Genomic DNA, 3,197 nt, shown 5'->3' with positions numbered 1-3,197 from the left:
GCGATCATCCTGCTGGGGCTGGTGACCGGTTTTGCCGGATACACGGCCGTCTATGCCCTCAACGATCTGGTGGACTATCGCACGGACCGGGAGAAAGTCCGCATGGGCGGGTACGGGGACGGCGAAGATTACCTTGATGGCGTACTGGTTCGCCATCCGTTGGCCAAGGGGGTGCTGACCCTGCCCGAGGGCATCCTGTGGGCTGGGGGATGGGCGCTGGTGGCCATGGTCGGGGCCTGGCTGCTCAACCCGGTGTGCTTTTATATTTTTCTTGCCGGCGGTCTGCTGGAGGCCATCTACTGCCTCTTGCTGCGGGTGACGCCCTTGCGGACACTGATCAACGGTATCGTCAAATCGTTGGGTGCCGTGGCCGCCGTTTTTGCGGTCAACCCCCAGCCGTCGATCATCTTTCTAATCGTCCTCTTCGGCTGGATTTTCTTCTGGGAGATCGGCGGGCAGAACATCCCCAACGACTGGACCGACATCGAGGAGGACCGCCGCTTCAAGGCCAGGACCATCCCCGTTGAGCTGGGGCTGGCGCGGGCCGGCTTGCTGGCCATGGCCTGTCTGGTTGCGGCCTTCCTGTTTACCTTCCTGCTGGTGTGGATCTCACCGCTTACCTTTGGGATGATTCACCTGCTGGCCCTGGCCGGCGTCGGTGTCTGGCTGCTGCTGCTGCCGGTCCTGCGGCTGGTTGAAGCCAACGATCGCCAAAAAGCCATGGATCTGTTCAACAAGGCCAGTCATTTTCCCTTGAGTGTGTTTGTGGTGGTATTGGTCCGTCTTCTGCTTTTTTAAGTTGATCGATGGCATATTGAGGCCCATATCCGCGTTCTCGGATTTTTGCCATCCTCGATGCAGCACGGCTGCGCCTCCGGTTTTAAAAACCCTGCGGCCTTGATCTGAACCTCAACCTGCCATCGATGGCCGTGCGCCAACTCAAAGCCGACAGAATCCCTTCACGCGACCCCTTGAACCCTCGGATCCGCGAACCCGATCAAATATTTTCTAACGCCGGTCCAAGCCGCAAGATGCCCGTTCGTTAACGTTGATGCACTCGCAAAAAAGTTACATTTCCGACGGCATCGTAAAAAGCCCGAGATCAAGGCTTGCGGGCCGCAAAAGCGAGCTATGGCGAGCGAACCGTATATCGATCTTCATCATTACGGCGAACATTCATGTTCCATCCCGAGGAATGAGGCGTACATAAGGTACTCCGCAGTGACGAGGGATGAAGCGTAACGCAGATATCGGGCTTTTTACGATGCCGTCAACGTTTGACTCCCACATGCGCCACACTGATCCCATTGGTCATGGACGACCAACGCACGTTGCGCAAGCCGATCGCCGCCAGCATGCCCGCCAACTCCTCGGGCAGGGGGAACATGCGGATCGTTTCGGGCAGGCAGGCGTAGGATTCGGCAGAACCTGCAAGCAGCTGGCCCAAGGCCGGCATGATGTTGAACGAGTAGAAGTCGTAAAGGCTGCGGAAAAGCGCATTGGTTGGCTGTGAGAATTCCAGGCACAGGAACCGCCCGCCGGGTTTGAGCACCCTGACCATTTCGGCAAAACCCTGCTTCAGGTGGGTGAGGTTGCGGATGCCGAAGCCCACCATGGCGCAGTCGAAGGTGTCGTCCGGAAAGGCGATGCGCTCGGCGTCGCCCTGGACGTAGCCGATATGGGCGAGTGCAGGGAAGGGATCGATCTTGTGACGGCCGGCCTGAATCATGGCATAGTTGATGTCGTAAATCGTCACCTGTCCCGTCGGGCCCGTTCGCCGGGCCGCCAGGATGGCCAGGTCGCCGGTGCCGCCGCACACATCCAGCACCATGTCGCCTCGCCGCACGCCGAGCATGCGCACGGCGGCGCGTTTCCAGGCATGCTGGATGCCGAAGCTGAGCAGCGAGTTCATAAAATCGTATTTGGGGGCCACCCGGTTGAAGTGGATGCGCACCGCATCCACCTTTTTTTCCTCTTCGAACTCGCGAATGCCGAACCGGGTTTTTCCGGTGGCGCGAATGTGGTCGTCCAGCAGTTCCTGTCGCTCTTTATCGTCAAACCAGCGGGGATTGTTCCAGAGAGCCATCAACATCCTTTCTAAAATGCATCAAATAATTCATGGCTGTGCTGCGGCACAGGGCCGCGTAACCGTTTAAGGGGATGTAGCGTAGGCCGGACAAATGCTCAAGGCTCAGACCTGCATCGGCCCCCCATTGAATCAATTCTTTTGGCTTTACCAACTTCCGGTAGTCGTGGGTGCCCTTTCTGACGATACCCATGATGTATTCGGCGGCAACGATCACCAGCAGCCATGACAACCAGGTGCGGTTTACCGTGGCGAAAAAGAGATCCCCGCCGGACCGCACCAGCCGTGCGCAGGCATTGATGATCGAAGCCGGCCGGGGGACGTGTTCGAGCAGTTCCATGCAGACCACCACGTCGTAGCGTCCCGGTTTTTCCTCGGCATGGGCCTCGGCCGTGGTCCGGCGGTAGTCGATGGCCAGACCGCTGGGCTGCATGTGGGCGCGGGCCACGGCCAGGGATGCCTCGGCCATGTCTATGCCGGTCACTCGCGCCCCGCAGGCGGCCAGTGCTTCGGACAGCAGGCCGCCGCCGCAACCTACATCCAATACCTGCCTTGCCGGCAGCTCGGTGCGGTCACGTACATAGGCCAGACGCACCGGATTGATGTCGTGAAGGGCCTTGAAGTCACCGTTCCTGTCCCACCAGATCTCGGCCATGGCCGAAAATCGGGCGATTTCACCGCCGTCGATGTTGTCGGTTGGGTTCATTGCCAATTCATTTTCTATCAATTGATTACCTGTGGGGGCGGCATCTTGACACCATCTCCCCTGATCCTTCGGGGGGAGAGGACCAGGGTGAGTCGAGCCGCTCACCGATCGCCATCCTCATATCGGGACTGCTATGTGGAATAGCAGATGGCCGGAAAGGGATCAAGGAAATGGTCGAACAAAGGGGGGGCGGTTTTCGAAGGTGGCGACGGGATATAGTCATATCATTAGGATACAGACAGTACTGAAGCATCATGAGGTAACCGGCTAATCGAAACTGTGCTCGGCATTGATGGAGGTATAGGGAAGCTGGACGTAGCGAAGCAGCGTGGCCGTTTTTTTCCAGCCGTGACGATTGAATAGGTCGGTTAGGTTAATGCCGATGCCCACATAGATTTTGCGTTC

The 3,197-nt window shown here is 58.4% G+C and carries 3 protein-coding genes; 1 reads left to right on the top strand and 2 read right to left on the bottom strand.

The features are described 5' to 3' along the window. On the top strand, positions 1-798 hold a 798-nt coding region (locus ABYV26_RS23625), incomplete at its 5' end, for a UbiA family prenyltransferase (RefSeq protein ID WP_372683808.1). A gap of 472 nt (positions 799-1,270) precedes the next feature. Here ABYV26_RS23625 and ubiE read toward each other — a convergent pair. Continuing rightward, positions 1,271-2,086 (bottom strand): bifunctional demethylmenaquinone methyltransferase/2-methoxy-6-polyprenyl-1,4-benzoquinol methylase UbiE, encoded by an 816-nt coding sequence (gene ubiE / locus ABYV26_RS23620; protein WP_372683807.1) that lies wholly within the window; start codon positions 2,084-2,086, stop codon positions 1,271-1,273. Next, on the bottom strand, positions 2,055-2,792 hold the full coding sequence (ubiG, locus tag ABYV26_RS23615) for a bifunctional 2-polyprenyl-6-hydroxyphenol methylase/3-demethylubiquinol 3-O-methyltransferase UbiG (RefSeq protein ID WP_372683806.1): 738 nt from the start codon (positions 2,790-2,792) through the stop codon (positions 2,055-2,057). Before ubiG ends, ubiE begins: the two co-directional genes overlap by 32 nt. Between the last annotated feature and the right edge of the window lie 405 nt (positions 2,793-3,197).

The sequence above is a fragment of the Desulfosarcina sp. genome (assembly GCF_041551955.1).
GTDB lineage: Bacteria > Desulfobacterota > Desulfobacteria > Desulfobacterales > Desulfosarcinaceae > Desulfosarcina.
Note: the sequence above shows the minus strand (reverse complement) of the source record. Positions and strands in the feature narration are given on the sequence as shown.